This is a genomic window from Microbacterium horticulturae, assembly GCF_029094505.1.
GTDB lineage: Bacteria > Actinomycetota > Actinomycetes > Actinomycetales > Microbacteriaceae > Microbacterium > Microbacterium horticulturae.
In genome coordinates this window covers 2,903,219-2,928,212 of sequence record NZ_CP119108.1, presented here as the reverse complement: position 1 = coordinate 2,928,212, position 24,994 = coordinate 2,903,219, and the positions used below count along the sequence as shown (strand labels likewise).

22 protein-coding genes are annotated in these 24,994 nt (G+C 67.9%); 12 read left to right on the top strand and 10 right to left on the bottom strand.

Annotated elements, in window-relative coordinates; all coding sequences use genetic code 11:
* Positions 1-92 precede the first annotated feature (92 nt).
* The 4 genes from PU630_RS13865 (at position 93) to PU630_RS13850 (ending at position 3,436) form a co-directional block, all read left to right on the top strand.
* Complete coding sequence (locus tag PU630_RS13865) at positions 93-854, top strand: SDR family NAD(P)-dependent oxidoreductase (RefSeq protein WP_275277642.1); 762 nt, start codon at positions 93-95, stop codon at positions 852-854.
* On the top strand, positions 851-1,609 hold the full coding sequence (locus PU630_RS13860) for an enoyl-CoA hydratase/isomerase family protein (protein ID WP_275277641.1): 759 nt from the start codon (positions 851-853) through the stop codon (positions 1,607-1,609). Before PU630_RS13865 ends, PU630_RS13860 begins: the two co-directional genes overlap by 4 nt.
* A gap of 19 nt (positions 1,610-1,628) precedes the next feature.
* On the top strand, positions 1,629-2,462 hold the full coding sequence (locus PU630_RS13855) for an SDR family oxidoreductase (protein ID WP_275277640.1): 834 nt from the start codon (positions 1,629-1,631) through the stop codon (positions 2,460-2,462).
* Positions 2,463-2,692: 230 nt separating this feature from the next.
* Positions 2,693-3,436 carry a sulfite exporter TauE/SafE family protein gene (locus PU630_RS13850; RefSeq protein ID WP_275280111.1) on the top strand — a complete coding sequence of 248 codons (744 nt, stop codon included), beginning with the start codon at positions 2,693-2,695 and terminating at the stop codon, positions 3,434-3,436.
* Between the two features lie 44 nt (positions 3,437-3,480).
* Here the strand turns inward: PU630_RS13850 and mmsB are convergent, their stop codons facing one another.
* The 4 genes from mmsB to PU630_RS13830 form a co-directional block, all read right to left on the bottom strand.
* Entirely contained in the window at positions 3,481-4,701 is a 1,221-nt protein-coding gene (mmsB, locus tag PU630_RS13845; protein WP_275277639.1) for a multiple monosaccharide ABC transporter permease, read from the bottom strand.
* Positions 4,698-6,245, bottom strand: a complete 1,548-nt coding sequence (mmsA, locus tag PU630_RS13840) for a multiple monosaccharide ABC transporter ATP-binding protein (protein WP_275277638.1) — start codon at positions 6,243-6,245, stop codon at positions 4,698-4,700. The genes mmsB and mmsA overlap by 4 nt, the downstream gene beginning before the upstream one ends.
* 54 nt (positions 6,246-6,299) lie before the next feature.
* A complete protein-coding gene (chvE, locus tag PU630_RS13835; RefSeq protein WP_275277637.1) occupies positions 6,300-7,439 on the bottom strand; it encodes a multiple monosaccharide ABC transporter substrate-binding protein in 1,140 nt (379 codons plus the stop codon).
* Positions 7,440-7,832: 393 nt separating this feature from the next.
* Positions 7,833-8,405, bottom strand: coding sequence for a phosphorylase family protein (locus tag PU630_RS13830; protein ID WP_275277636.1), 573 nt, complete (start codon positions 8,403-8,405; stop codon positions 7,833-7,835).
* A gap of 64 nt (positions 8,406-8,469) precedes the next feature.
* On the opposite strand from PU630_RS13830, the gene rlmN reads away from it, so the two are divergent.
* Positions 8,470-9,687 (top strand): dual-specificity RNA methyltransferase RlmN, encoded by a 1,218-nt coding sequence (rlmN, locus tag PU630_RS13825; RefSeq protein WP_275277635.1) that lies wholly within the window; start codon positions 8,470-8,472, stop codon positions 9,685-9,687.
* 55 nt (positions 9,688-9,742) lie between these two features.
* Here rlmN and PU630_RS13820 read toward each other — a convergent pair whose 3' ends face one another.
* Positions 9,743-11,041, bottom strand: coding sequence for an MFS transporter (locus PU630_RS13820; RefSeq protein ID WP_275277634.1), 1,299 nt, complete (start codon positions 11,039-11,041; stop codon positions 9,743-9,745).
* A gap of 28 nt (positions 11,042-11,069) precedes the next feature.
* Entirely contained in the window at positions 11,070-11,525 is a 456-nt protein-coding gene (locus PU630_RS13815; protein WP_275277633.1) for a MarR family winged helix-turn-helix transcriptional regulator, read from the bottom strand.
* Between the two features lie 131 nt (positions 11,526-11,656).
* On the opposite strand from PU630_RS13815, the gene PU630_RS13810 reads away from it, so the two are divergent.
* The 6 genes from PU630_RS13810 to PU630_RS13785 all read left to right on the top strand — a co-directional run bounded on the left by PU630_RS13810 (position 11,657) and on the right by PU630_RS13785 (position 19,016).
* Positions 11,657-13,183: a DUF4407 domain-containing protein gene (locus PU630_RS13810; protein ID WP_275277632.1), complete on the top strand. Its 1,527-nt coding sequence runs from the start codon at positions 11,657-11,659 to the stop codon at positions 13,181-13,183.
* Positions 13,184-13,201: 18 nt separating this feature from the next.
* Complete coding sequence (locus PU630_RS13805) at positions 13,202-14,215, top strand: aldo/keto reductase family protein (protein WP_275277631.1); 1,014 nt, start codon at positions 13,202-13,204, stop codon at positions 14,213-14,215.
* Positions 14,212-14,676, top strand: a complete 465-nt coding sequence (locus PU630_RS13800) for an NUDIX hydrolase (protein ID WP_275280110.1) — start codon at positions 14,212-14,214, stop codon at positions 14,674-14,676. The genes PU630_RS13805 and PU630_RS13800 overlap by 4 nt, the downstream gene beginning before the upstream one ends.
* Before the next feature lie 69 nt (positions 14,677-14,745).
* Positions 14,746-16,473, top strand: coding sequence for an ABC transporter ATP-binding protein (locus tag PU630_RS13795; protein ID WP_275277630.1), 1,728 nt, complete (start codon positions 14,746-14,748; stop codon positions 16,471-16,473).
* Positions 16,470-18,542: an ABC transporter ATP-binding protein gene (locus tag PU630_RS13790; protein ID WP_275277629.1), complete on the top strand. Its 2,073-nt coding sequence runs from the start codon at positions 16,470-16,472 to the stop codon at positions 18,540-18,542. The genes PU630_RS13795 and PU630_RS13790 overlap by 4 nt, the downstream gene beginning before the upstream one ends.
* Before the next feature lie 189 nt (positions 18,543-18,731).
* A complete protein-coding gene (locus tag PU630_RS13785; RefSeq protein WP_275277628.1) occupies positions 18,732-19,016 on the top strand; it encodes a hypothetical protein in 285 nt (94 codons plus the stop codon).
* Here the strand turns inward: PU630_RS13785 and PU630_RS13780 are convergent.
* The 3 genes from PU630_RS13780 to PU630_RS13770 are packed head-to-tail and all read right to left on the bottom strand — an operon-like array spanning position 18,970 to position 21,985.
* Positions 18,970-19,440, bottom strand: coding sequence for a GbsR/MarR family transcriptional regulator (locus tag PU630_RS13780; RefSeq protein ID WP_275277627.1), 471 nt, complete (start codon positions 19,438-19,440; stop codon positions 18,970-18,972). The two genes, PU630_RS13785 and PU630_RS13780, sit on opposite strands and share 47 nt — an antisense overlap.
* A gap of 11 nt (positions 19,441-19,451) precedes the next feature.
* The gene (locus PU630_RS13775) at positions 19,452-21,065 is read right to left on the bottom strand and encodes an ABC transporter permease (protein WP_275277626.1); all 1,614 of its coding nucleotides are present in this window, start codon (positions 21,063-21,065) and stop codon (positions 19,452-19,454) included.
* Positions 21,062-21,985 carry an ABC transporter ATP-binding protein gene (locus tag PU630_RS13770; protein WP_275277625.1) on the bottom strand — a complete coding sequence of 308 codons (924 nt, stop codon included), beginning with the start codon at positions 21,983-21,985 and terminating at the stop codon, positions 21,062-21,064. The genes PU630_RS13775 and PU630_RS13770 overlap by 4 nt, the downstream gene beginning before the upstream one ends.
* Before the next feature lie 118 nt (positions 21,986-22,103).
* Between PU630_RS13770 and PU630_RS13765 the strand changes: the two genes are divergently transcribed.
* On the top strand, positions 22,104-23,543 hold the full coding sequence (locus tag PU630_RS13765) for a dicarboxylate/amino acid:cation symporter (RefSeq protein WP_275277624.1): 1,440 nt from the start codon (positions 22,104-22,106) through the stop codon (positions 23,541-23,543).
* 212 nt (positions 23,544-23,755) lie between these two features.
* Here PU630_RS13765 and PU630_RS13760 read toward each other — a convergent pair whose 3' ends face one another.
* Positions 23,756-24,934 (bottom strand): thiolase family protein, encoded by a 1,179-nt coding sequence (locus PU630_RS13760; RefSeq protein WP_275277623.1) that lies wholly within the window; start codon positions 24,932-24,934, stop codon positions 23,756-23,758.
* Positions 24,935-24,994 lie beyond the last annotated feature (60 nt).

Sequence of the window (24,994 nt, the reverse complement as noted above, 5' to 3'; positions counted from 1 at the left end):
CGCGAGACGCAGTCTCGCGTAAGCTGGCACCGGATGCCGAAGCCGGCGCCTCTTCCGGGGCCGTTCGAAAGCCGAAGTTCGAAGGAGAACACATGCAGATCAGCCACGCTGCCGCCCTTGTCACGGGCGGTGCGAGCGGACTGGGCCTGGCCACCGCCCGCGCCCTGGCCGCGCAGGGGGCGAAGGTCACGATCGTGGACCTGCCCACCTCGGCGGGCGCCGAGATCGCCGCCGAATTGGAGGGCACGTTCGCCGCCGCCGACGTCACCGACCCCGAGCAGGTCGCGAACGCGGTCACCGTGGCCGCCGATGCCGCTCCGCTGCGCGTCGTCGTCAACTGCGCGGGCATCGCTCCGCCGGCCAAGGTGCTCGACCGCGACGGCAACCCGTCGCCGCTGTCGGCGTTCGCGAAGGTCATCCAGGTCAACCTGATCGGCACCTACAACGTGATCTCGCAGGCCGCGGCATCCCTCACCAAGAACGACCCGACCGAATCGGGCGACCGCGGCGTCATCATCAACACCGCGTCGGTGGCCGCCTTCGAAGGACAGATCGGCCAGCCGGCGTACTCCGCCAGCAAGGGCGGCGTGCACGCTATGACGCTGCCGATCGCGCGTGAACTGGCGCGCTACGGCGTGCGCGTGTGCACGATCGCGCCGGGCATCATGGAGACTCCGATGCTCGCCGGCCTGCCGCAGGCCGCCCAGGACTCGCTCGGCGAGCAGGTGCCGTACCCCGCACGCCTGGGCACGCCCGCCGAATACGCGAAACTGGCCCTCGCCATCATCGACAACGGATATCTGAACGGCGAGACGATCCGTCTCGACGGCGCGATCCGGATGGCTCCGCGATGAGCGACGCCGTCCTCCTGCGCATCGAGAACGGGCTCGCCCGCATCACCCTCAATCGACCCGAACGCCTCAACGCGTTCGACGCCGAGACGGCGCACGCGTGGGCTGACGCCACCCGCGAGGCCACGAGCCGTGACGACGTCGGTGCCATTGTGGTGGATGCCGCGGGCCGCGCCTTCTGTGCGGGCGGCGACGTGCGCGAGATGGCCGAGGGCATGAGCGCGGGCAGCACGCTGACCGAGCTGGCCGAGGTCATCAACTCCGGCATCCGGGCACTCACCGAGTCGGCGGTCCCTGTCGTCGCTGCGGCGCAGGGCACGACGGCCGGGGGAGGGCTGGGCATCCTGATGGCCAGCGACTACGCGATCATCGGCGAGAACTCGAAGCTCGGCAGTCTCTACGCGAACATCGGGCTGACGCCCGACCTGTCGGTCAGTGCGCAGCTGGCGCGGGCGGTCGGCGAGCGGCGGGCGCTGCAGCTCGTCTTGCAAGACCGGATGCTGTCGGCTGACGAAGCCCTCGACTGGGGGCTCGTGGCCGAGGTGGTCGCCCCTGACGCGGTCGGCGAGCGCGCCGACGAGGTCGCGCACTTCTGGCTCGCCGGTGCGTATCGCGCCTACGGACAGGCCAAGCGCCTGGTGCGTTCGCAGCCGACCCGCACCTTCGCCGAGCAACTCAGCGAGGAGGCGCGCTCGATCGGCGCCTCGTTTGACACCCCCGAAGCACGGGCCCGCATCCAGGCGTTCGCGAAGCGCTGACGACGCAAGGAGAAACGACATGACCGACCTCGCCGGAAAGACCATTCTCCTGTCGGGCGGCAGCCGCGGCATCGGGCTGGCCATCGCCCTGCGCGCCGCGCGCGACGGTGCCAACATCGCGCTGCTGGCCAAGACCGACACACCCCACCCGAAGCTCGAGGGCACCGTGCACACGGCTGCCGAGCAGATTCGGGATGCTGGGGGCCATGCCCTGCCGATCGTCGGCGATGTGCGCAGCGACGACGACGTGGCCGGCGCCGTGCTGAAGACACAGGGCGAGTTCGGCGGCATCGACATCGTGATCAACAACGCGAGCGTGATCGATCTGTCGGGCTCGCTGGACCTCTCGGCCAAGAAGTACGACCTCATGCAGGACGTCAACGTGCGCGGCACGTTCATGCTCTCGCGCGCCGCGATCCCCATGTTGCAGGAGGCCGAGAACCCCCACATCCTGTCGCTGTCGCCGCCGTTGAACATCACGCCGCGCTGGCTGGGCGCCCACACCGGCTACACGCTGGCCAAGTACGGGATGACCATGGCCACGTTGGGCATGGCCGCGGAGTTCGCCGAGCAGGGCATCGCCGCCAACACACTGTGGCCCAGGACCACGATCGCGACCGCGGCGGTGCAGTTCGCGCTCGGCGGAGACCGGATGATGAAGGCCAGCCGCACGCCCGAGATCTACGCCGACGCGGCCTATGCGGTGCTCACGCAGCCGGCGCGTTCGTACACGGGCCAGAGCCTGATCGTCGAAGACGTGCTGGCCGCGGCCGGCGTCACCGACCTGTCGGGGTATGCAGCCGTGCCGGGCACGCCCGACAGCGAGCTCTTCCCCGACATCTTCCTGGACTGAGGCGGGCGCCGCCGGCGCCCGGACCCTGCGTACGCCGCGGCGCCTTGACGGTGCGTGGGCCGCGGACGCCTTCACGCGGGAACACGCCTGTGCACGCTTTTTCGCGCTTCGGGCGTGCACAGGCGTGTTCTCGCGAGGTCGTACCTTATCTCGCGAGGTCGTACGTGATCTCACGAGGTCGTCGGCGCGGCGGCATCTCGCCACGCGCACGCTAGCGTAAGCGGGTGCCCCTGTCTGATCTGAGCGTCCTCGCGTGGGTCGCTCTCGCGGTCGGCGCCGCGGTCATCGGCCTCTCGAAGGCCGCCCTTCCGGGGGCCGCAACGCTCGCGGTGGCGCTGTTCGCGGCGGTGCTGCCGGCGAGACAGTCGACGGGGACGATCCTGCTGCTGCTCATCGTCGGCGATGTGTTCGCGCTGCTGGCCTATCGGCGCCACGCCGATCTGCGCACGCTGCTGCGGCTGGCGCCCGCGGTGGTGGTCGGCCTCATCGGTGGCGCGGTCTTCCTCGCCTTCGCCTCCGACGCGTGGGTGCGCCGCATGATCGCGGTGATCCTGCTCGCCGTCGTGGCGGTGACGCTCTTGCGGAGGTGGCGGGGCCATGAGCCCGGCACCGGGCCACGCGCTCACCGCGTCGCCGCCGCGGTCTACGGCTCGCTCGGCGGATTCACCACGATGGTCGCGAACGCCGCCGGTCCCGTCATGTCGATGTACTTCATCGCAGGGCGCTTCCCGGTCAAGGCGTTCCTCGGCACCACCGCATGGTTCTTCGCCATCGTGAACGTCACGAAGCTGCCGTTCTCCATCTTTCTCGGACTGATCACTCCGCAAGGAGTGCTCATCGACCTCATCCTGGTGCCGGTGGTTGTCGCGGCGGCCTTGTTCGGTCGGTGGATCGCCGGGCGGATCAGCCAGCAGCTGTTCGAGCGGATCGTGATCGCGCTCACCGTCATCGGCGCCGTGTACCTGCTCTTCTGACGGACGGAGGGGTGGATGCCGCGGCATCCACCCCTCCCATCAGGTCATCCTTGACGGGCGCCGCGTCGCTTGTTGACGACGTCGAAGGCCACCGCTGCCAGCAGCACGAGTCCCTTGATGAATTCCTGCCACTCGGTGCCCACGCCCATGATCGTCATGCCGTTGTTGAGCACACCGATGATGAGGCCACCGACGATCGCTCCGCCGATGGTGCCGATGCCGCCGCTCACGGCGGCCCCGCCGATGAAGACAGCGGCGATGGCATCCAGTTCGAACCCGTTTCCGGCGCTCGGACCGGCCAGGTTCAGCTGTGCCGTGAAGACAAGGCCCGCCAGAGCCGACAGCACACCGATGTTCACGAAAAGGAGGAAGCTGACCCGGTCGGTCTTCACGCCGCTCAGTTGTGCTGCACGCTTGTTGCCGCCCAGCGCATACACGTGGCGTCCGAACACGCTGTTCGCCATCACCGCCGAGTACGCGACGACCAGCACGCCGAGGATGACGAGCACCACGGGGGTGCCGCGGTAGCTCGCCAGCAACCACGCGATTCCGAGGATGAGCACCGCCATGAACACCGTCTTCAGGGTGAACCAGCCCAGCGGCTCGAGCGTCAAACCGTTCTTCGCACGGGAACGACGAGAACGGACGCTCATGCCGATGAGAGCGATGACCGCCCCGATCCCCAGGATCATGGTGAGCGGTTCGAGGTAGGAGGTTCCTCCGCCCAGGTCTGGGAGGAAACCGGATCCGATTGCGCGGAACCCGTCGTCGAACGGCGAGATCTGCGTGTTGTGGAGCAGAATCTGTGCGAGTCCGCGGAACAGCAGCATCCCACCCAAGGTCACGATGAACGACTCGATATGGAAATAGGCGATCCAGAAGCCCTGCCATGCGCCGATCACCGCCCCGGCGATCAGGCAGAGGACGACGGTGGTCGCCCAGTCCAAGCCCAGCTTGTTGTTCAACACACCGGCGAGGGCGCCGATGACGGCCACCACCGAACCCACGGACAGGTCGATGTGTCCCGCGATGATCACCATCACCATGCCGATGGCGAGGATCAGGATGTAACTGTTCTGAACGATGAGGTTCGAGACATTCCGCGGGCTCAGGGTGATGCCCTGCGTCACGATCTGGAAGAACAGCACGATGACGATGAGTGCGATGAACAGGCCGATCTGGCGCAGCTGCCCGCTCATGTACGAGACAGTGCTGGCGATCAGCCCTCCCTTCTGTGCGCGCGCCTCCGTCTGCGTCGTGCTCATAGGTGGTCCTCTTCTCGGATCTTGGTCATGCTCTGCATGAGACGTTCGGGAGATGCCTCGTCGCGGGGGACCTCGGCGGTGATGACGCCTTCGGACAGGGTGTAGATGCGGTCGCAGAGACCGAGCAGCTCGGGCAGCTCGGAGGAGATGACGATGACGCCCTTCCCCTCGTCGGCGAGGCGATTGATGATCGTGTAGATCTCGTACTTGGCGCCCACGTCGATGCCGCGGGTCGGCTCATCGAGGATGAGCACGTCGGGGTCGGCGAACATCCACTTGGAGAGGACCACCTTCTGCTGATTGCCGCCGGAGAGCTTGCCGACGATCGAGGAGACAGACGGCGCCTTGATGTTCATGTCGCGCCGGTACTGCTCGGCGACGACATGTTCGCGGTTGCCGTCGACCCAGCCGAACCGATTGCTGAGGGTGCCCAGACCCGCTGCAGACACGTTGCGGGCGATGTCGTCGATGAGATTCAGACCATAGGTCTTGCGGTCTTCGGTCGCATAGGCCAGGCCCGCGCGGATGGCAGCAGGCACGCTGCGGGTGTTCACCGGCTTGCCCCGTTTGTACACGGTGCCCGAGATGTCGACGCCCCAGCTGTGGCCGAACACGCTCATCGCCAGCTCTGTGCGGCCCGCGCCCATGAGCCCGGCAATGCCGACGATCTCGCCGGCGTGCACGGTGAGGCTGGCATGGTCGACGACCACCCGCGCGCGGTCGGAAGGGTGGTGAACGGTCCAGTCTTCGATGCGCAGCAGCTCATCGCCGATATGCGGTGTGTGCTCGGGGAATCTGTGCGTCAGGTCGCGTCCGACCATGCCCTTGATGATGCGGTCTTCGTTCACTTCGGGGCTGGCGGCATCGAGCGTCTCGATCGTGTGCCCGTCTCGAATGATCGTGACGGTGTCGGCGACCTTCTTGATCTCGTTGAGCTTGTGGGAGATCAAGATGCTGGTGACGCCCTGTCCCTTCAGCTCGAGCATCAGATCGAGCAGACGCTCAGAGTCGTCGTCGTTGAGGGCGGCGGTGGGTTCGTCCAGGATGAGCAACGTCACATCCTTCGACAGCGCCTTGGCGATCTCGACGAGCTGCTGCTTGCCGACACCCAGCTCGTTCGCCTTCGTCGCCGGGTTGTCATGCAGCCCGACGCGCTCGAGGTAGCTTCGTGCGAGAGTTTCGGTCGAGCCCCAGTCGATCCAGCCCGCGCGTCCGCGCTCGTTGCCGATGAAGATGTTCTCGGCGATGCTCAGGTACGGGCTCAAGGCCAGCTCCTGGTGGATGATGACGATGCCGGCCTTCTCTGAGTCGGCGATGCTGCCGAACCGGCACACATTCCCCTCGAAGACGATGTCACCGTCGTAGGTACCCTGCGGGTACACGCCGCTCAGAACGTTCATGAGGGTCGACTTGCCGGCACCGTTCTCGCCGCAGATCGCGTGGATCTCACCACGGCGCACGGTGAGATTGACGTCTGAGAGCGCTTTGACCCCGGGGAACTCCTTGGTGATCGCCCGCATCTCGAGGATGGCGTCCTCGGTCATGGTGTCTCCTTCGAACGGGTGCCGGGCGTCGCTGGACGCCCGGCACGGCGGGTGCTACTTGAGGTCGCCCTCGGTGTAGTAGCCGCTGTCGATGAGTTCCTTCTGGTAGTTGGCCTTGGTCACGACCACCGGCGGCAGGAGATAGGTGGGGACCACCTTCTTGCCGTTGTCATAACTCTTCGTGTCGTTGACCTCGGGCTTCTTGTCTTGCAGCAGCGCTTCGGTCATCGCGACGGCCTGCTTCGCGAGGTTTCTGGTGTCTTTGAAGATCGTCGAGTATTGCGACCCCGCGATGATCTGCTTCACGCTGGCAACTTCGGCGTCCTGACCGGTGATGATCGGCCACGTGTCGGTGCCGACCTTGTAGCCGCCGCTTTCGAGTGCCGCGATGATGCCGTCCGACAGGCCGTCATAGGGCGAGAGCACGCCGTCGAGCCTCGTCGCGCCGGTCGAGTAGCTCTTGGCGAGCAAGTCGTCCATGCGCTTCTTGGCGGTCGCTGGGTCCCAGCCCTGAATCGCGGTCTGGTTGAAGTCGGTCTGACCGCTGGTGACCACGAGGGTGCCGTCGTCGATCAGAGGCTGCAGGATACTCATCGCACCCTTGTAGAAGAACGTCGCGTTGTTGTCGTCGGGGCTGCCGGCGAACAGTTCGACGTGCCACGGGCCCTTGTCGCCGGTCTTCTCTCCGTTGTCATCGAGGTAACCGAGACCGGTCAGCAACGAGTTCGCCTGCAGAACGCCGACCTTGAAGTTGTCGAAGGTGGCGTAATAGTCGACGTTCTCGTCGCCGGTGAGCAGGCGGTCGTAAGAGATGACCTTGACGCCGGCCGCCTTCGCGTCGTCGAGCTGCTGGCCGAGCGCCCCGCCGTCGATGGAGGCGATCACAAGCACCTTGGCGCCCTTGGTGATCATGGCTTCGATCTGCTGCGCCTGCGTCGGGATGTCGTTGTTGGCGTACTCGAGGTCGGTCTTGTAACCGGCCTCCTTCAGGTACTTCACGACGTTGTCGCCGTCTTGGATCCAGCGCTGGTCGACCTTCGTCGGCATAGCGATGCCGACCAGGGCGCCCTTGTTGGCATCGGCGCCGTCATCGGAATTGCCCGAGCCCCCGCGACCGCCGGAACAAGCGGCGAGACTGAAGACGAGGCCGGCCGCGACGGTGACGGCGGCGATCTTTGTGATGCGGAACGACATGGTTCCTGCCTTCCTCTTAGTGGTTGTCGACGGTGGAGTCGTGGAAAGAGGGACGCAGTGGCTTCCGCGCCCCTTCGAACGGAATTGGCGGTGTGCCGACGGGAGTGGCGCGCGGACGCGGTGGGCGAGAGCATGGATGGCTCGCCGTCGGGCGGAATGGTCTCTTCATGGAGAACCTCATTGTTCGCGGGTGGTGTGGTCATGTCGTCGGCAGCGTGGATGTTACCGGTAACAAGGCCGGACACAGACTAGGCACACGCCGGGGAGCACGTCAAGCCCGCGCGGCAGAAGCGGCGACGAGCGCGCCGCCCAGTCGAGCGCACGAGAGGCCGGGAGAGTGGATGCCGCGGCATCCCGCCTCTCGTCGGTCAGGCCGCCAGCGGGTGGGCCGGGTCAGACCCCGTAGTCCGCCTGGACCACGTCCCACAGCTGGTCGCTGCACGCGGCGACCGCGGCGCGCCAGTCGGTGATCGCACCGTCCTGCGCGCGGTCGGAGACGGCCTTGAGCACGCGAATCGGCACGCCGAACCGCTCGGCGACCCACGCGTACGCGTAGGTCTCCATGTCGACGAGGCGAGCGCCCAGCGGGCGGATGGATGCCACGGCCTCGGCATCGTCCACGAAGTGGTCACCGGTCGCGATCGTGACCGCCTGTCGCCGGATGAGATCGGCGGGCAGCGTCACGCGGGCCGGCAGTGACACATGCTGGCCGACCACGCCGTCGATGTCGCTGACATCGTGCTGGATGGCGGCATCGATGTCGTAGACCTCGGGGTCCAGAAGCGTGTCGATCGCACCGGCCGTTCCTACGACGAGCACCTCGTCGTAGCGGGTCGCATCCAGCGCGCGCGTCAGCGCGTAGGTGGCCTGCAGCTTTCCGGGTCCGGTCACGAGCCGGTCGAAGCCCGGGATCTCGGCGGGGAACGCGACGAGTTCGGCGTCCAGCGCCGCAACGAGAAGTCTCACCCGTCCATTCTCCCAGGCACAGGCCCCCAGCATCCGCGCATCCTGCTCCCGTACCCTGGAAGGCATGACCCATGCGCAGGTGCGACCCCGCACCGAGGGGTGGACGCAGAAGAAGGATGCCGATGGCCGGCCCCTGCTGCAGTTCGCCAGCCCTCGCCGCGGCAAGCCGCCGGCACACTTCGCCGACCTCACTCCCGAACAGCGTGTCGAGAAGATGACCGAGCTCGGGCTGCCGGCATTCCGGGCCAAGCAGCTCGAGAAGCACTTCTTCACCCACTACACGCACGACCCCGCCGAGATGACCGATCTGCCGGCCGAGGGGCGCGAAGAGCTCGTGCACACACTGCTGCCTCCGCTGCTGACCGAAGTGCGGCGCCTGTCGACCGACCGCGGCGACACGATCAAGTTCCTCTGGAAGCTGCACGACGGGGCGCTCGTCGAATCGGTGCTCATGCGCTACCCCGGCCGCATCACGCTGTGTGTGTCGAGCCAGGCCGGCTGCGGCATGAACTGCCCGTTCTGCGCGACCGGGCAGGCGGGCCTGACCCGCAACATGTCGGCCGCCGAGATCGTCGCGCAGGTCGTGCACGCCAACCGTGCCATCGCCGAGGGCGAACTCGGCGACCCCCGTCACGTGGGGCACGAGGGCGAGCGCGTCACCAACATCGTCTTCATGGGCATGGGTGAGCCGATGGCCAACTACGCTCGCGTCATGCACGCGGTGCGTGTGATGGTCGACAAGAAGCACGGGCTGGGCATGAGCGCACGCGGCATCACGATCTCCACGGTCGGGCTGGTGCCGGCGATCCGCAAGCTGACGAACGAAGACATCCCCGTCACCTTCGCCCTCTCGCTGCACGCGCCTGATGACGAGCTGCGCGACGAGATGATCCCGGTGAACTCGCGGTGGAAGGTCGACGAGGCACTGGATGCCGCGCACGAGTACTTCGCGAAGACAGGGCGCCGCGTGTCGATCGAATACGCCCTCATCAAAGACATGAACGACCACGGCTGGCGCGCCGACCTGCTCGCCGAGAAGCTCAACGCGCGTGGGCGCGGGTGGGTGCACGTGAATCCGATTCCGCTGAATCCGACGCCGGGCTCGGTCTGGACGGCGTCTGACCGGCCGGTACAAGACGAGTTCGTACGCCGGCTCGAGGCCCATGGCATCCCGACCACGATCCGCGACACCCGCGGCAAGGACATCGATGGCGCCTGCGGTCAGCTCGTCGCCACCGAGGCCGATCAGGAGGCCGCGGACGCGACGCCGATCGAGGCGTAGCCGACACAGGGATGCCCCGACTCGTACGAGCCGGGGCATCCCTGTCTTGCGGCTGTCACCGCGTGTGGCTGGCCACGCCCTCGTCGGTGGGCGCGTCGTGCAGGAGCATCACCGGCTCGGCGGGTGAGTCGCCGGCGACGACCGGAAGCACTTCTTCTTCAGAGGCCTCGGCGGCCGCTACGCCTTCGGTGATCATGGTGCGCGAGATGATCAGGAGAACGATCGCGATGACCAGTGCGACCACCGCGATCCAGAACGGCACGTGGACGCTCAGCGCGGTGCCGACGATGCCGGCGACGAAAGGCGCGAGCCCGCCGCCGAAGAACCGCACGAAGCTGTACGCCGCGCTTGCGACGGGGCGCTCGACCGGGGCGACCTCCATGACCGCCTGCGTCACCAGGGTGTTGTTCAAGCCCGAGGCGACGCCCGAGACGATCACCGCGACGATGAGCACGGCGGGGATGTCCGCCCAGATCGCCGCAACGGCCAGGTCGAGGGTGAGGAAGCTGAACGTGGCAACGAGGACGGGCACCAGACCGAACCGCCGCTCGAGGCGGGGTGCGACGAACACGGCGAAGATCGCGACCAGGATGCCCCAGCCGAAGAAGATCATCCCCAGCAGCACCGCATTGCTGATGCCCATCTGCAGCGGCGCATACGCGAGCACCGTGAAGAACGCCCAGTTGTAGAGCAGGGCGACGAGGCTCAGCATGAGCAGGCCCTTGTGGCGCAGAGCCTTCAGCGGAGCCGCGAGCGAGAGCTTGTGCGTGGTGGTGGGGGCGTTCGTGACGAACACGCTCGTCCCGACCAATCCGATCAGCATCAGCACCGAGACGCCGAAGAACGGCCACTGCCACCCGATCGAGCCCAGCAGGCCGCCCAGGAGCGGACCGACGGCGATGCCGACGCCCATGGCCGCTTCGTAGATGGCGATAGCACCGCGTACGCCGCCGCTCGCGCTGCCGACGATCACCGCCAGGCTCGTGGCGATGAACAGGGCGTTGCCCAGTCCCCAACCGGCGCGGAAGCCGACCATGGCACCGATGGTCGGCGAGAAGCCGGCAAGTGCGGCGAAGACGACGATGAGGATGAGGCCGAGGATGAGTGTGCGTTTGCCGCCGATGCGGCTCGAGACCCATCCGGTGCCGAGCATGGCGACGGCCGTCACGAGCAGATAGCTCGTGAACAGCAGCTCGACCTGAGCGTGCGAGGCGTGCATCTGCTCGCCGATCGCGGGGAGGATCGGGTCGACGAACCCGATGCCCATGAACGAGATGACGCACGCGAACGCCACGGCCCAGACGGCCTTCGGCTGCCGGAACATGCTGGGTGTGCGAGTGGACGTGGACTCCACGAGGGGTGTTCTCCTTGCTGTCGGGGGTTCAGTGCGTCGAGCCGCGCTCGTCGGCGATGGCGACGAGCTGCTCAAGCACGGGTATTGCGGCCGCGAGCGTGTCGCGGGCCTCGGGATGAAGCTGCGAGACCAGCTCGTCGAGTACGGCGGCGCGCGCCGCCCGGCGCGCGCCGGTCAGTTCGCGCCCGGCGTCGGTGGCGTCGATGACGAGGGCACGGCGATCATCGGGGTCTGCCGCGCGGGTGACGAGCCCCGCCTGCTCGAGCCGGGTGACCACCTGGGTCATCGCCGGCTGCGTCACGTGCTCGGCCGAGGCGAGAGCGGTGAGCCGGGAGGGCCCGTGGTGCACGAGCGTATAGAGCGTCGAGGCAGCCACCGGACTGAGGTCGCCGGGCAGCTTCGAGCGGCGCAGCAGTCGGATGATCCGGTCGAGGGTCGTCCCCAGCAGTGCCACGTCGAGGCGTGGGGTGGTTGCATCGGACATGAAAGTCATTATATATCGAGCTTATGTAATAGTCGAATGCACCGCGTCCGTGGAGTCACCCGGGCGCGGTCATATGAGTCTCCGAGCCATCACCCATCGGGCTTCCAGGACGGCCCGCATACTCTTGCACGATGTCTTATTCCGCCCACAGGCCGGGCCGCTTCGGCTCCGACGGCCGCATCGTCCTCGATGAGGCCGAGCAGGAGGAGACCGAACCGCTGTATCTGAGCGACGTTCGTGCGGCGACCGCGACCGCCGATCCGCTGGAGCAGACGCTCGAGCCCTGGGGCGCCCCGCCGATCGACGAGCAGCGGCCTGAGCCCGCCGACGAGGCGCCGACCGACGTTCTGAGTGCGCCCGCACCCCACCCGGAGCCCGAACCCGCTCCGCAGCCCGAGCCCGAAGCGCCGGCCGTGGCATCCACCCCCTCCGTTCTCACCCCGCGTCGGCCTCGCCTGCCGTGGACGCGCCGGCTCGCCGTCCTCGGCGGCGCCGACGCCGAGGTGCTCGCCGAGGTGCCGATCGAGACGTCGCGCTTCGTGCAGATGTTCTTCGTGCTCGCCGGCACCGCGCTCGTGTCGGCCCTGTCGATGTTCTTCGCGCTCATCACCGGCGTGGGCGTGCTGGTGTGGGTCGCCATCCCGGTTGCGCTCGTGTGGGCGCTCATCATCTTCAACCTCGACCGGTTCCTGACATCGACGATGAAGGCGTCGACGAGCATCCTCAAGCTCATCGCCCTGGCGCTTCCGCGCGTCGTGATGGCCGCGATCATCGGGATCGTGGTGGCCGAGCCGCTCGTGCTGCAGGTCTTCCACAACGACATCGCGCGCGAGGTCACCTCCACGAACATCACGAATGCCGTCTCTGATCAGCAAGCCGTCTCAGACGGACCGGAGAAGAAGGCGTTGGATGCCGCGAGCAAGCGCGTCAACCAGCTCGAGGACCAGGCGGCCACCGGCATCGTCGCAGGCACATCCACGACCTCGGCGGCGTCGGCCGCCGCGCAGAAGACGGTCGACGATCTGAGCACGAAGCTCGATGCGCAGCAGAAGGTCATCGATCAGGCACGCGCGCTGTACCAGTGCGAGCTGACCGGCCAGGGCAAGGGCAGCGTCGCCGGCTGCACCGGCGTGACCGGCAGCGGCGCGAGCGCCGATGCGGCCAAGAAGCAGCTGGCATCGGCACAGGACTCGTACGATGCCCTGGCTGCGAAGCTGAAGGACGCGAACGCCACGCTCGCGGCGGCCGATGCCTCCAGCACCGCGGCCGCCGACGCCTCGGCGGCACAGAACAAGAAGCAGGCGCAGGACGAACTGCCCGCCGCGCGCACGCAGTACACGCAGGCGCTGAAGGCGTACGACGACCGGGCCGCGTCGGTCGCGGGCGGCAACGCCGGGGCCGAGGGGCTGCTGAGCCAGATCAGCGCGCTCGACCGCCTCTCGCAGAGAGAGCCCACCCTCGCCTGGGCGCACTGGCTCATAGCCGCGCTCTTCTTCATGATCGAGCTGCTGCCCGTTCTCGTGAAGGTCCTCACCAGCTACGGTGAGCCGTCGCTGTACGAGAAGGCCGAGACGATGCGTCGCCAGGTCGCACTCGATCGTACGAGCCGACGCACCTGGGACGAGCGGGCCGAGATCGCGAGCGGCGGCGCCGCCTGAGGCGACTAGCGTAGGGGCATGGTCGAACATCGTTATCTGGGCAACAGCGGACTCAAGGTCTCGGAGATCACCTACGGCAACTGGGTGACGCACGCGTCGCAGATCGACGACACGGGCGCCGTCGCCACCGTGCACGCCGCACTCGACGCCGGCATCACGACGTTCGACACCGCCGACACCTACGCGAACACCGCGGCCGAGACCGTGCTGGGCAAGGCGCTCGCCGGCCAGCGGCGCGCGTCGCTCGAGATCTTCACGAAGGTCTACTTTCCGACAGGTCCGAAGGGGCCGAACGACACGGGGCTTTCGCGCAAGCACATCTTCGAGAGCATCGACGGCTCGCTGCAGCGACTGGGCACCGACTACGTCGACCTCTACCAGGCGCACCGCTACGACTACGAGACGCCGCTCGAAGAGACGATGCAGGCCTTTGCCGACCTGGTGCGCGCCGGCAAGGCGCTCTACATCGGCGTGAGCGAGTGGACCGCCGAGCAGCTGCGCGAGGGCGCCGCGCTGGCGAAGGAACTGCACGTTCCCTTCATCTCGAACCAGCCGCAGTACTCGATGCTGTGGCGCGTGATCGAAGACAAGGTCGTACCCGCCAGTGAAGAGCTCGGCATCTCGCAGATCGTCTGGTCGCCGATGGCGCAGGGCGTGCTGTCGGGCAAGTACCTGCCCGGTCAGCCGGTGCCCGAGGGCTCGCGTGCGACCGACGAGAAGAGCGGCGCGCACTTCATCCAGCGCTTCCTGCGCGACGATGTGCTCACCGCCGTGCAGCGGCTGGAGCCGATCGCGAGTGACTGCGGGCTGACGATGCCGCAGCTGGCCATCGCCTGGGTGCTGCAGAACACCAACGTCGCGGCGGCGCTGGTGGGGGCATCCCGCCCCGAGCAGATAGCGTCGAACGTCGCAGCCTCGGGAGTCAAGCTCGACACCGACGTCATGACGGCGATCGACGAGGCACTCGGCGACATCGTGGAACGAGACCCGCAGAACACCTACGAGGTCTCGCCGAAGGCACGCCTGGGCTGATGATCCGCAGCGCGGGGCTGCTGCTGCACCGTCGGGTCGGCGGCGTGCTCGAGGTGTTCATCGCACACATGGGCGGACCGTTCTGGGCGCGCAAGGACGAGGCGGCGTGGTCGATCCCGAAGGGCGAGTTCGACGCCGAGACGGAAGAACCGGTGGATGCCGCGGTTCGCGAGTTTCGCGAAGAGCTGGGCGTCGATCCGCCCGAAGGGCCGTACGACGAGCTCGGCACCTGGGCGTACTCATCCGGCAAGCGGGTCACGGTGTTCGCCGTCGACGGCGCGGGGTTCACGGCATCCCGATTCCTCTTCGGCACCTTCGAGATGGAGTGGCCTCCGCGGTCAGGCAGGCGGGCGGAGTTCCCAGAGATCGACCGGGTCGAATGGATGACGCTGGATGCCGCGCGCCCGCGCCTCGTGAAGGGGCAGCGCCCTGCGCTCGATGCCCTCCTGAACTCCGTGTAGCGGAGTGCCGCAAGTCCGTGGCATGCTTGTTCATCCGCGCATTCGCGCGATCCTCTTCTGGAGTCCTCCGTGCTCGGCAAAATCCTCTTCCGCTATCTCACGACGTATCGCTGGCTGCTGCTGGGCGTGCTCGTCTTCCAGTTCGCATCGGCGATGGCGCAGCTGTACCTGCCGCGCCTGAACGCCGACATCATCGACAAGGGCGTGGCCACCGGTGACACCGGGTTCATCTGGACCCATGGCGCGTTCATGCTGCTGATCTCGCTCGGCCAGATCGTGGCCTCCGTCATCGCCACCTTCTTCGCGGCGCGGGCGGCGATGGCCGCCGGCCGTGACATCCGCCGCGACGTCTACGACCGGGTCAGCTCGTTCTCCGAGCGCGAGATCTCGACGTTCGGAGCCGGGTCGCTCATCACCCGCAACACGAACGACGTGCAGCAGGTGCAGATGCTCGCGATGATGGGCGCGACGATGCTCGTGACCGCGCCGCTGCTGGCGATCGGCGGCGTCATCATGGCGCTGCGCCAGGATGTCGGCCTGAGCTGGCTGATCGCGGTGTCGGTGCCGATCCTGCTCGTGCTCGCAGCGCTTGTGATCAGCCGGATGGTGCCGTTGTTCCGCAGCTTCCAGACGCGGCTCGACGCGGTCAACCGCATCATGCGCGAGCAGCTGAGCGGCGTGCGTGTCGTGCGCGCATTCGTGCGCGAGCGCATCGAGGAGGAGCGCTTCCGCGGAGCGAACACCGACATCATGGTCGTCGGCCGCAAGGTCGGCTCGCTGTTCGTGCTGCTGTTCCCGCTGGCGATGCTCGTGCTCAACCTCACTGTCGTGGGCGTGATCTGGTTCGGCGGACTCGCCGTGCACGACCGCGACCTGCCCATCGGCACCCTGTTCGCGTTCATGCAGTACATCGGCCAGATCCTCATGGGCGTGCTGATGGCCAGCTTCATGACGATCATGATCCCGCGCGCGGCGGTGTCGGCCGAGCGCATCGGCGAGGTGCTGGACACCGACAGCTCGCTGGCCCGCCCTGAGAACCCGGTCGGCGATTTCACCGCGCCCGGCACCGTGGAATTCGACGACGTGACCTTCGCCTACCCGGGTGCCGACCAGCCGGTGCTGCAGGACATCTCGTTCCGCGCAGAGCCCGGCGAGACCGTCGCGATCGTCGGGTCGACCGGGTCGGGCAAGACCACGCTGGTCTCACTGATCCCGCGCCTGTTCGACGTGACCGGCGGCGCCGTGCGCGTCGCGGGTGTCGATGTGCGCGAGGCCGACCTCGACGCGATGTGGCAGGGCATCGGCCTGGTGCCGCAGCGCCCGTTCCTGTTCACCGGGACCATCGCCTCGAATCTGCGCTTCGGCCGCGAAGAGGCCACCGACGCCGAGCTGTGGGAGGCCCTCGAGATCGCGCAGGCCCGCGACTTCGTCGCCGAGAAGGACGGGGGCCTGGCTGCGCGCATCGCCCAGGGCGGCACAAACGTGTCGGGCGGGCAGCGGCAGCGGCTCGCCATCGCGCGGGCCATCGTGCACCAACCCGAGGTGCTCGTCTTCGACGACTCGTTCTCAGCGCTCGATCTGTCGACCGACGCCGCGCTGCGCAAGGCGCTGTGGCACCGGATGCCGCACGTCACCAAGATCGTCGTGGCACAGCGTGTGTCGACCATCACCGATGCCGACCGCATCGTCGTGCTCGAGGCCGGGCGCATGGTGGGTGTGGGTACCCACGACGAGCTGCTCGAGAGTTGCGACACCTACAAAGAGATCGTCGACTCGCAGCTGGGGGTGCAGGCATGAGCACTCCCGATCTGCAGACCGAAGAAGAGCGCCTCGAAGAGGAGCTCGCCGAGCAGGCGCGGCTGAACTCCGACGACTGGAGCGGCGGCGTCGCACCCGGCAAGGCCGCGAACTTCCGCGAGAGCTTCGTCCGGATGATCGGGCTGCTGAAGCCCCACTGGGTCGGCTTCTCGCTCGTGTCGCTCGCCGGGGCGATCGGCGTCGTGCTCGCCGTGATCGCGCCCAAGGTGCTCGGCGAGGCGACGAACATCATCTTCGAGGGCGTCATCTCCTCCGTGCTGGGCGACCAGTTCCCGGCATCCGCCACCCAAGACCAGGTGGTCGAGGCGCTGCGGGCCGCAGGGCAAGGCGAGATCGCGAACATGGTCGCGGCGATGTCGAACTTCCAGGTCGGCGCCGGGATCGACTTCGACCGCCTGCGCGGAGTCATCATCGCGGTGATGGCGATCTACGTGGTGTCGGCCCTGCTCAGCTGGGTGCAGGGGTACGTGATCAACATCATCATGGTGCGCACCATGTGGCAGCTGCGTGAAGACGTCGAAGCCAAGCTCAATCGGCTGCCGCTCTCATACTTCGACAAGGTGCAACGCGGCGAGCTGATCTCGCGCGTCACCAACGACATCGACAACATCACGCAGACCATGCAGCAATCCCTGTCGGGCGCGCTCACGAGCGTGCTGACCGTGGTCGGCGTGCTCGTCATGATGTTCTCGATCTCGTGGCAGCTGGCGCTGGTGGCCCTGGTCGCTCTGCCGCTGATGGCGGTGATCTTCGGTGTCATCGGTCCGAAGTCGCAGAAGGCGTTCAAGACGCAGTGGCGCAAGGTCGGGCGGCTGAACGCCCGGGTCGAGGAGTCGTTCTCGGGGCATGCGCTGGTGCAGGTCTTCGGCCGCGACGCCTCTTCGCGCGCGCAGTTCGCCGAGGAGAACGAAGAGCTCTTCCAGGCCTCGTTCAAGGCGCAGTTCCTGTCAGGCATCATCATGCCGGGCATGACCTTCATCGGCAGCCTGAGCTACGTCGGCATCGCGGTGCTGGGCGGCCTGATGGTAGCCTCGGGCAATCTGCGGCTCGGCGATGTGCAGGCCTTCATCCAGTACTCGCAGCAGTTCACGCAGCCGCTGAGCGAGCTGGGCGGCATGGCCGCGGTCGTGCAGTCGGGCACCGCGTCGGCTGAGCGGGTCTTCGACCTGCTCGATGCCGAAGAGCAAGACCCCGACGACCCTGACGCGCCGGCGTACCAGCCCGGGCGTGGAGTGATCGAGTTCGAGCACGTGAAGTTCTCGTACGACCCCGAGCAGCCGCTGATCAGCGACCTGTCGTTCCGCGTCGAGCCCGGTCAGACGGTCGCGATCGTGGGGCCGACCGGTGCGGGCAAGACCACGCTGGTGAACCTGCTCATGCGGTTCTACGAGCTGGACGGAGGGCGGATCCTGCTCGACGGGCAGGATGTGGCATCCCTCACCCGTGACGATGTGCGCACGCGCACCGGAATGGTCCTGCAGGACCCGTGGCTGTTCGCCGGCACCATCCGTGAGAACATCCGCTACGGCCGGCAGTCGGCCACCGATGAAGAGATCGTGGATGCCGCGACCGCGACGCGTGTGGACACCTTCGTGCGCTCGCTGCCCGACGGCTACGACACCGTGCTCGACGAGGACGCCTCGAACGTCTCGGCGGGCGAGAAGCAGCTGATCACGATCGCGCGCGCGTTCGTCGCGCAGCCGTCGGTGTTGATCCTCGACGAGGCGACCAGCTCGGTCGACACCCGCACCGAACTGCTGCTGCAGCACGCGATGGCGGCGCTGCGGTCGGGTCGCACCTCGTTCGTGATCGCGCATCGGCTCTCGACGATCCGCGACGCGGACCTCATCCTCGTGATGGAGCACGGCGACATCGTCGAGAAGGGCACGCACGACGAGCTCATCGCTCGCGAGGGCGCGTACTGGCGCCTGTATCGCGCGCAGTTCGAGCAGGCGGCCGCCGACATCGACCTCGAAGAGGCGCTGGAAGCCGAGACGAGCACGGTGCCCGTCGTCGCACCCGAGGGGGACGCCGCGACCGGTCGCTGAGGGTTCTCTTCACCCGGTTGAGCGTCCTCTTCACCCGGTCCTTGAGCGAGCGAAGCGAGTCGAAACGCTCTTCCCCCTGCTCCGAGCGTGCACACGGTCGGGGATTCTGGCCGACACGCCGCTCCCCGGCATCCGCCCCGGTCGTGTCGCTGGAGATCCCCTACGGTATGCACAGACGGAGGGGCGGCGATGCACGCACAGGATGAGTACTTCTCGCGCGAGCATCGCTATGCGTTGGGGATCGACGCCGAGTCGGTGCGGCACTATCTGTCGACTCCGGTGAGCAACGGCGCCGCCGACTACGAAGAGTATTACGGGGTGGATGCCGCGCACTATGCGCATCTGCGGGCCGTCGAGGATGCCGCTGCCGTGTTCGCCGACGTGAGGTGGCCGTTCCGATTCGCTTCCCTCGCTCACGCCCGGGGGCTCAATGGCCGGGGTGGGAAGCCCGTTCGACCGCCCACTCGTCGATGAGCTGCGGCATCCGCCTGGCCAGAAAGCGCATGAATCCGGCGATGTCGGCGGCGCGCTGCTGCGCGGCGGGGTCGTCGTCGAGCTCGGCGGCCATGTCGTCGAGGATCGCCGCGGCCCGCGTGTAGACCGGGTCGTTGTCGACGACCGACCGGTAGAAGGCGTCCTCGAGCAGCACATAGCGCTCGCGGCGCTCGCCGGGCACCGTGCGTCGCTGGATGAAATGCAGCTGCTGCAGATACCGCACCGCCCCCGACACCGCAGCCGCGCTCACGCCCAGCCGTTCGCACAGCTCGCCGGCGGTGTACCCGCCTTCGGGCGCGGCGATCAGGGCCATCATGACCCGCGCGGGCATGCGCGGCATGCCGGCGGCGACCATGACGGCAGCTCCCCGTTCGGCGGCCTCGATCGCGCGGTGCTCGGTCATCGTCTTCGAATCTATCCGTTCGTCGCCAGCTCGCGCCGCCGCATGAAGGTGAGGGATGCTGCGGCTCCCACCGCGACCGCCAGCAGCAGCCACCACAGCCCGCGCACGTCGACCTCGCCTTGCGAGACCACCGGGGTCACGCCGAACGGCGAGATGCTGGTCGTCCAGTCGGGGAAGCCGAACAGCGGCCCGAACATGCCGAGCATCGTCGCGATCAGCAGTAGCGCCCACGCGAGCCCGATCGTCGCACGCGGCGCGAGCACGAACACGAGCGCGGTGATGACGGTGAACACCGATGCCGCGACCGCCTGCCCTGCGCCGTCCACGAGCACGGTGCGGGCGATGTCAGCACCCCCGCCCGACGAGGCCATGCCGACAAACGCGAACACCACCGCGGCTGCGATCACGATCAGCACGGCGCAGGTCGCGACGATGAGGTAGTCGGCCAGCCACACGACGCGGCGCGTCGGCGTGGAAAGCACCGGCTCGGCCGTGCCATGGGACTCTTCCTGCCGGGCGCGGGCCACCGTCTGGACCGCGCAGCATCCCGCCACGATCCCGAGCATCGTGAAGAAGACCGTCACCATGGCCTCGTCGAGGGTGCCCGACTGGGCGATCTTCGTCAGGATGTCGGCCACGGCAGGGTTCTCGGTCGAGACCTGGTCGATCACGCCGCCCAGGGTGGTGGCGAGGATGCCGGTGAGAGCGCCGCCCACGGCCCAGCCGATCAGCGACCCGCCCGACAGGCGCCAGACCAGGGCATGGGTTGATGACAGCGCGGGGCGGGCGTGCACGCGGCCCATCCGCGGCGCGATGAAGCTCGCCCCCATGTCGCGCGCAGACTGCAGCAGCGCCGCGACCACGGCGAGGCCGATGCCGACGACGAGCGCGAGCGCGACCGGCCACCCGTTGTTCGCATCGTAGGGGCGGGTCTGCTCGGCCCAGCCGAACGGCGAGATCCACGCGGGCCACGCGCTCGTGATGTGCGTGAGGTCGTCGCTGGGCGTGCCTGCCGCGTTGCCGATTCCCCGCAGCAGGAACGTCGCCACGAGCACCCAGACGGTGAGCGAGTTGGCGCCGCGCGAAGTGCGCATGAGCTGCGCTGCGATCAGGCCGATGCCCAAGAACGCTATACCCGTCGCGCCGGCGGCCGCTCCGGTGAGGGCCGAGCCCGCGGCATCCAGCCCCGTCGACATCAGGGCGAGGGCTGTGAGCACCGCGAGGACGACGTCAGCGAGGATGCCGTGGATGATCGTCGCGACGGTCGGCAGCGTGCGCGCGGCCGGGGTGGCCGACAGAAGTTCGCTGCGGCCGGCCTCTTCGTCGGCGCGGGTGTGGCGCACGGCGAGGAAGAGCGACATGAGCGCGGCGAGGATCGCGAGCCAGGGGAGCACCTCGAACGCGAGGAACGCACCCTCGCTCGCCCCCGACGGCAGGCCACGGAACATGAGGATCACCGGGTTGGCGAGGGCGGCGGCGAGGATGTTCTGTCGGTCTTCGAGCGTGCCGTACGACTGGGTGACACCCGAGTAGCCGGCGTAGGCCATCAGCGCGGTGCCGAGGATCCACAGCAGCAGCTGCAGCCAATCGCGGCGCAAGCGCTGGCGCAGGAGGGCGCCGATCATCGCTTGCTCGCCTCGATCTTCTCCAGGTCGTCGCCGTAGTGGCGCAGGAACAGCTCCTCGAGCGACGGCGGCGCGATGCGCAGCCCTGAGACCTTGCGCCGAGCGAGCTCGGGCAGCACGGCGTCGACGTCGTCGCTGTCGACCGTGAACGTCGCCCGGCCCGATGCGAACGCGGCGTCGTGGGCGGCGGCGATGCCCTCGAGGGCGGCGAGATCGGCGGCCTCGAACGAGACCTCCGAGCGGGTCAGGTGGCGCAACTCGTCGAGGGTCCCCGACTCGACGATGCGCCCGGCCCGAATGATCGAGACACGGTCGCAGAGCAGCTCGACCTCGGAGAGGATGTGGCTCGACAGGAGCACGGTGGCTCCGGCATCCCGCACCCGGGTGATCTCGTCGCGGAAGGCGACCTCCATCAGGGGATCGAGGCCGCTCGTCGGCTCGTCGAGGATGTACAGATCGGCGGGCACCGCGAACGCCGCGATGAGCGCAATCTTCTGCCGGTTGCCCTTCGAATAGCTGCGGCCCTTGGGCCGCGGGTCGAAGTCGAAGGCCTCCGCCAGGCGGTCGCGCTCGGCCCGATACCCGCGGTCGCGGTGCGCGGCGCCGCGCAGGCGCGCGAGCAGGTCGATGGCTTCGCCCCCGGAGAGGTTGGGCCACACGCTCACGTCGCCGGGTACAGAGGCGGTGCGCCGGTGGACGGCGACGGCATCGTTCCAGGGATCGAGTCCGAAGACGGATGCCGCGCCTCTCGTCTTGCGTGCGAGACCCAGCAGAATGCGGATCGTCGTGGTCTTGCCGGCGCCGTTCGGACCGAGGAAGCCGTGCACCTGACCGGCCTCGACGCTCAGGTCGAGGCCATCGAGTGCGTGGACGCGGCGATAGTGCTTGTGCAGCGACTCTGTGTGGATGACGGTGGTCATGAGCGACGAGTGTACGCGTAGTTCATGAATTTGTGAATAGTGCGAAATTACGCCGCGTGTCGTCACTCTTCGTCACGCTCGCCCGGCGGTGTCCGCGGCATCCCTACGATCAATCCCTATGAGCAGCAGCACAGCAATCGCCAAGAAGAAGGACGAGCGCGGCCCCGTCCGTCGCGTCCTCACGAACTTCGGGTTCCAGATCCTGGTCGCCCTCGTCCTGGGTATCGCCCTCGGCCTGTGGGCCCGGGCGATCGGTCCCGACGCCGAGGGCAACGACAACGGCCTGACCGCGACGCTCGGGGTCATCGGCTCGTCGTACGTGACGCTGCTGAAGGCCGCCGTCGTGCCCCTCGTGTTCGCGGCGATCGTCGCGAGTATCTCGAACCTCCGCCGCGTGCGCAACGCGGCGCGGCTGGCGGGCCAGACGCTGATCTGGTTCGCGATCACGGCGTTCATCGCCGTGTCGATCGGCATTGTGCTGGGTCTGGTCATCAAGCCCGGCGCACGTGCGGGAGAAGGACTCGAGGCCGGTGAGCCGAGCCATGTCGGCACGTGGTGGAACTTCCTCATCGGACTCATCCCGCAGAACTTCCTCGGGCTGCAGGTGTCGAGCTCGCTCGACGGCGATGCGGTCAGCTCGGCTGTGAGCTTCAACATCCTGCAGGTCATCGTCGTCTCGGCCGCCATCGGCATCGCGGCGCTGAAGGCCGGGCGCAAGGCCGAGCCGTTCCTCGCGTTCGTCGAGTCGTTCCTGAAGGTCATCCAGCGGGTGCTGTGGTGGATCATCCGCATCGCGCCGATCGGCACCCTCGGCCTGATCGCCAGCGCCGTGGTCAACTACGGCTGGGAGAAGCTGGCGTCACTGGCCTGGTTCGCCGGCGCTGTGTACATCGGCCTGGGCATCGTGCTGTTCGTCGTCTACCCGATCCTCGTCAAGACGCACGGGCTGTCGATCAAACAGTACTTCTCGGGCGTGTGGCCGGCGGTGCAGCTCGGCTTCGTGAGCCGCTCGTCGATCGGTACGCTGCCGGTGACCGAGCGTGTCACCGAGCGCAACCTCGGCGTGCCGCGCGCCTACGCATCGTTCGCTGTGCCGTTCGGATCGACGACGAAGATGGACGGCTGCGCGGCCATCTACCCGGCCATTGCCGCGATCTTCGTCGCGCAGTTCTTCGGGGTGACGCTCTCGCCCATCCAGTACATCCTCATCGTCGTGGTCTCGGTGTTCGGCTCGGCCGCGACCGCCGGCACGACCGGGGCCACGGTGATGCTCACCCTGACGCTGTCGACCCTGGGTCTGCCGTTGGAGGGCGTCGGCCTGCTGCTGGCCATCGATCCGATCCTCGACATGGGCCGCACGGCGATCAACGTCGCCGGTCAAGCGCTCGTACCGACGATCGTCGCCAAGCGCGAGGGCATTCTCGACCTCGACCTCTACAACGCTCCGCGCGAGGGCCTGCCGTTCGCCGACGACTCGGACGAGGACGAGACGGTGGATGCCGCGGCCGAGGCCTCCGGAGTGGCGGACGCCGACCGGGTGCCGGTCGCGGCGAGCTGACGCACTCGGCCGCTGTAGGGGCGTGGTGTCTGTGAAGGCGCCACGCCCCCGCTGTGTGGGCTGCCGCCCGCCCACAGCGTGAGGTCGCGGTGCGGGTGCCGGGCAGGACTCAGTCGATCTGGGCGTCGAGCAGCCTCGAGCCGCGGCATCCACCCCCCTGACGGCGCGGATTGGATGAGTTGTGAACGCGCGACGCCGCTGACCGGGTGCGCTCAGAGCCTCTCGATGACGGTGGCGTTGGCCATGCCGCCACCTTCGCACATGGTCTGCAGGCCGTAGCGGCCGCCGGTGGCCTCCAGGTACGAGAGCAATGTGCCCATGAGGCGCGCGCCGGTGGCACCGAGTGGATGGCCGAGCGCGATCGCGCCGCCCCAGGGGTTCAATTTGGCCGGGTCGGCGCCGGTCTCGTGCGCCCAGGCCAGTGGCACGGGGGCGAAGGCCTCGTTGACCTCGTACGCGTCGATGTCGTCGATGGAAAGGCCCGCGCGGTCGAGGACCTTCTTCGTGGCGGGGATCGGACCGGTCAGCATGTAGAGCGGGTCGTCGCCGACGACCGCGAACGAATGGAACCGCGCCCGCGGGGTCAGGCCGAGCTCGCCGGCCTTGTCTTCGCTCATGATCAGCAGGGCAGAGGCCCCGTCGGTCAGCGGCGAGGAGTTGCCGGGGGTGATGTTCCAGCCGATCTGAGGGAATCGCGCGGCGGTGTCGTCGTCACGGAAGGATGCCGCAAGTCCGGCGAGCTTCTCAACGGTGGTGCCGGCGCGGACGGTCTCATCGACGGCGACCTCGCCGCCCTCGACCGGCACGGGGATCAGCTCGCGGTCGAACCGGTGCGCCTCCCACGCGGCGGCGGCGCGGCGGTGCGACTCTGCCGAGAAGGCGTCGAGGGTGTGGCGGTCGAACCCCCATCTCGCGGCGATGAGTTCGGCCGATACGCCCTGGTTCACCAGCCCGTCCGGGTAGCGCTCCCGCATCCGCGGTGAGGTCGGCGAGCCGCCTGCCGCGGACGAGCCGAGCGGTACCCGGCTCATCGATTCGACCCCGCCGGCGATGACGACGTCGTACGCGCCGGCGATCACGCCCTGCGCTGCGAAGTGCGCTGCCTGCTGGCTCGATCCGCACTGCCGGTCGATCGTGGTTGCGGGCACCGTCTCGTCGAATCCGGCCGCCAGCACCGCATTGCGTGCGAGGTTGACCGACTGATCACCGATCTGGCTGACGCATCCCATCAGCACGTCATCGATCTGGCTGGATTCCAACCCGTTGCGTTCCAGGATCGAGGAGAGCACCAGCGCCCCCAGATCCACCGGATGCACCCCCGACAGGGCGCCCCCCAGCTTGCCCCGCCCGGACGGGGTGCGAACAGCGTCGACGATGACAGCAGCAGACATGTCCTCACTCTAGATCGGCTGTCGACTGCCGGATGAATGTATACGCTATGGGCAGACAGG

What these genes read in the sequence shown, in the direction of transcription:
- rlmN (WP_275277635.1), top strand. Translation starts at nt 8,470, where the DNA reads ATGACCCATGCGCAGGTGCGACCCCGCACCGAGGGGTGGACGCAGAAG.
- mmsA (WP_275277638.1), bottom strand. Translation starts at nt 6,245, where the DNA reads ATGACCGAGGACGCCATCCTCGAGATGCGGGCGATCACCAAGGAGTTC.
- PU630_RS13780 (WP_275277627.1), bottom strand. Translation starts at nt 19,440, where the DNA reads ATGACCGAGCACCGCGCGATCGAGGCCGCCGAACGGGGAGCTGCCGTC.
- PU630_RS13765 (WP_275277624.1), top strand. Translation starts at nt 22,104, where the DNA reads ATGAGCAGCAGCACAGCAATCGCCAAGAAGAAGGACGAGCGCGGCCCC.
- PU630_RS13775 (WP_275277626.1), bottom strand. Translation starts at nt 21,065, where the DNA reads ATGATCGGCGCCCTCCTGCGCCAGCGCTTGCGCCGCGATTGGCTGCAG.
- PU630_RS13790 (WP_275277629.1), top strand. Translation starts at nt 16,470, where the DNA reads ATGAGCACTCCCGATCTGCAGACCGAAGAAGAGCGCCTCGAAGAGGAG.
- PU630_RS13810 (WP_275277632.1), top strand. Translation starts at nt 11,657, where the DNA reads ATGTCTTATTCCGCCCACAGGCCGGGCCGCTTCGGCTCCGACGGCCGC.
- PU630_RS13855 (WP_275277640.1), top strand. Translation starts at nt 1,629, where the DNA reads ATGACCGACCTCGCCGGAAAGACCATTCTCCTGTCGGGCGGCAGCCGC.
- PU630_RS13785 (WP_275277628.1), top strand. Translation starts at nt 18,732, where the DNA reads ATGCACGCACAGGATGAGTACTTCTCGCGCGAGCATCGCTATGCGTTG.
- PU630_RS13865 (WP_275277642.1), top strand. Translation starts at nt 93, where the DNA reads ATGCAGATCAGCCACGCTGCCGCCCTTGTCACGGGCGGTGCGAGCGGA.
- mmsB (WP_275277639.1), bottom strand. Translation starts at nt 4,701, where the DNA reads ATGAGCACGACGCAGACGGAGGCGCGCGCACAGAAGGGAGGGCTGATC.
- PU630_RS13770 (WP_275277625.1), bottom strand. Translation starts at nt 21,985, where the DNA reads ATGACCACCGTCATCCACACAGAGTCGCTGCACAAGCACTATCGCCGC.
- PU630_RS13805 (WP_275277631.1), top strand. Translation starts at nt 13,202, where the DNA reads ATGGTCGAACATCGTTATCTGGGCAACAGCGGACTCAAGGTCTCGGAG.
- PU630_RS13760 (WP_275277623.1), bottom strand. Translation starts at nt 24,934, where the DNA reads ATGTCTGCTGCTGTCATCGTCGACGCTGTTCGCACCCCGTCCGGGCGG.
- PU630_RS13860 (WP_275277641.1), top strand. Translation starts at nt 851, where the DNA reads ATGAGCGACGCCGTCCTCCTGCGCATCGAGAACGGGCTCGCCCGCATC.
- PU630_RS13815 (WP_275277633.1), bottom strand. Translation starts at nt 11,525, where the DNA reads ATGTCCGATGCAACCACCCCACGCCTCGACGTGGCACTGCTGGGGACG.
- chvE (WP_275277637.1), bottom strand. Translation starts at nt 7,439, where the DNA reads ATGTCGTTCCGCATCACAAAGATCGCCGCCGTCACCGTCGCGGCCGGC.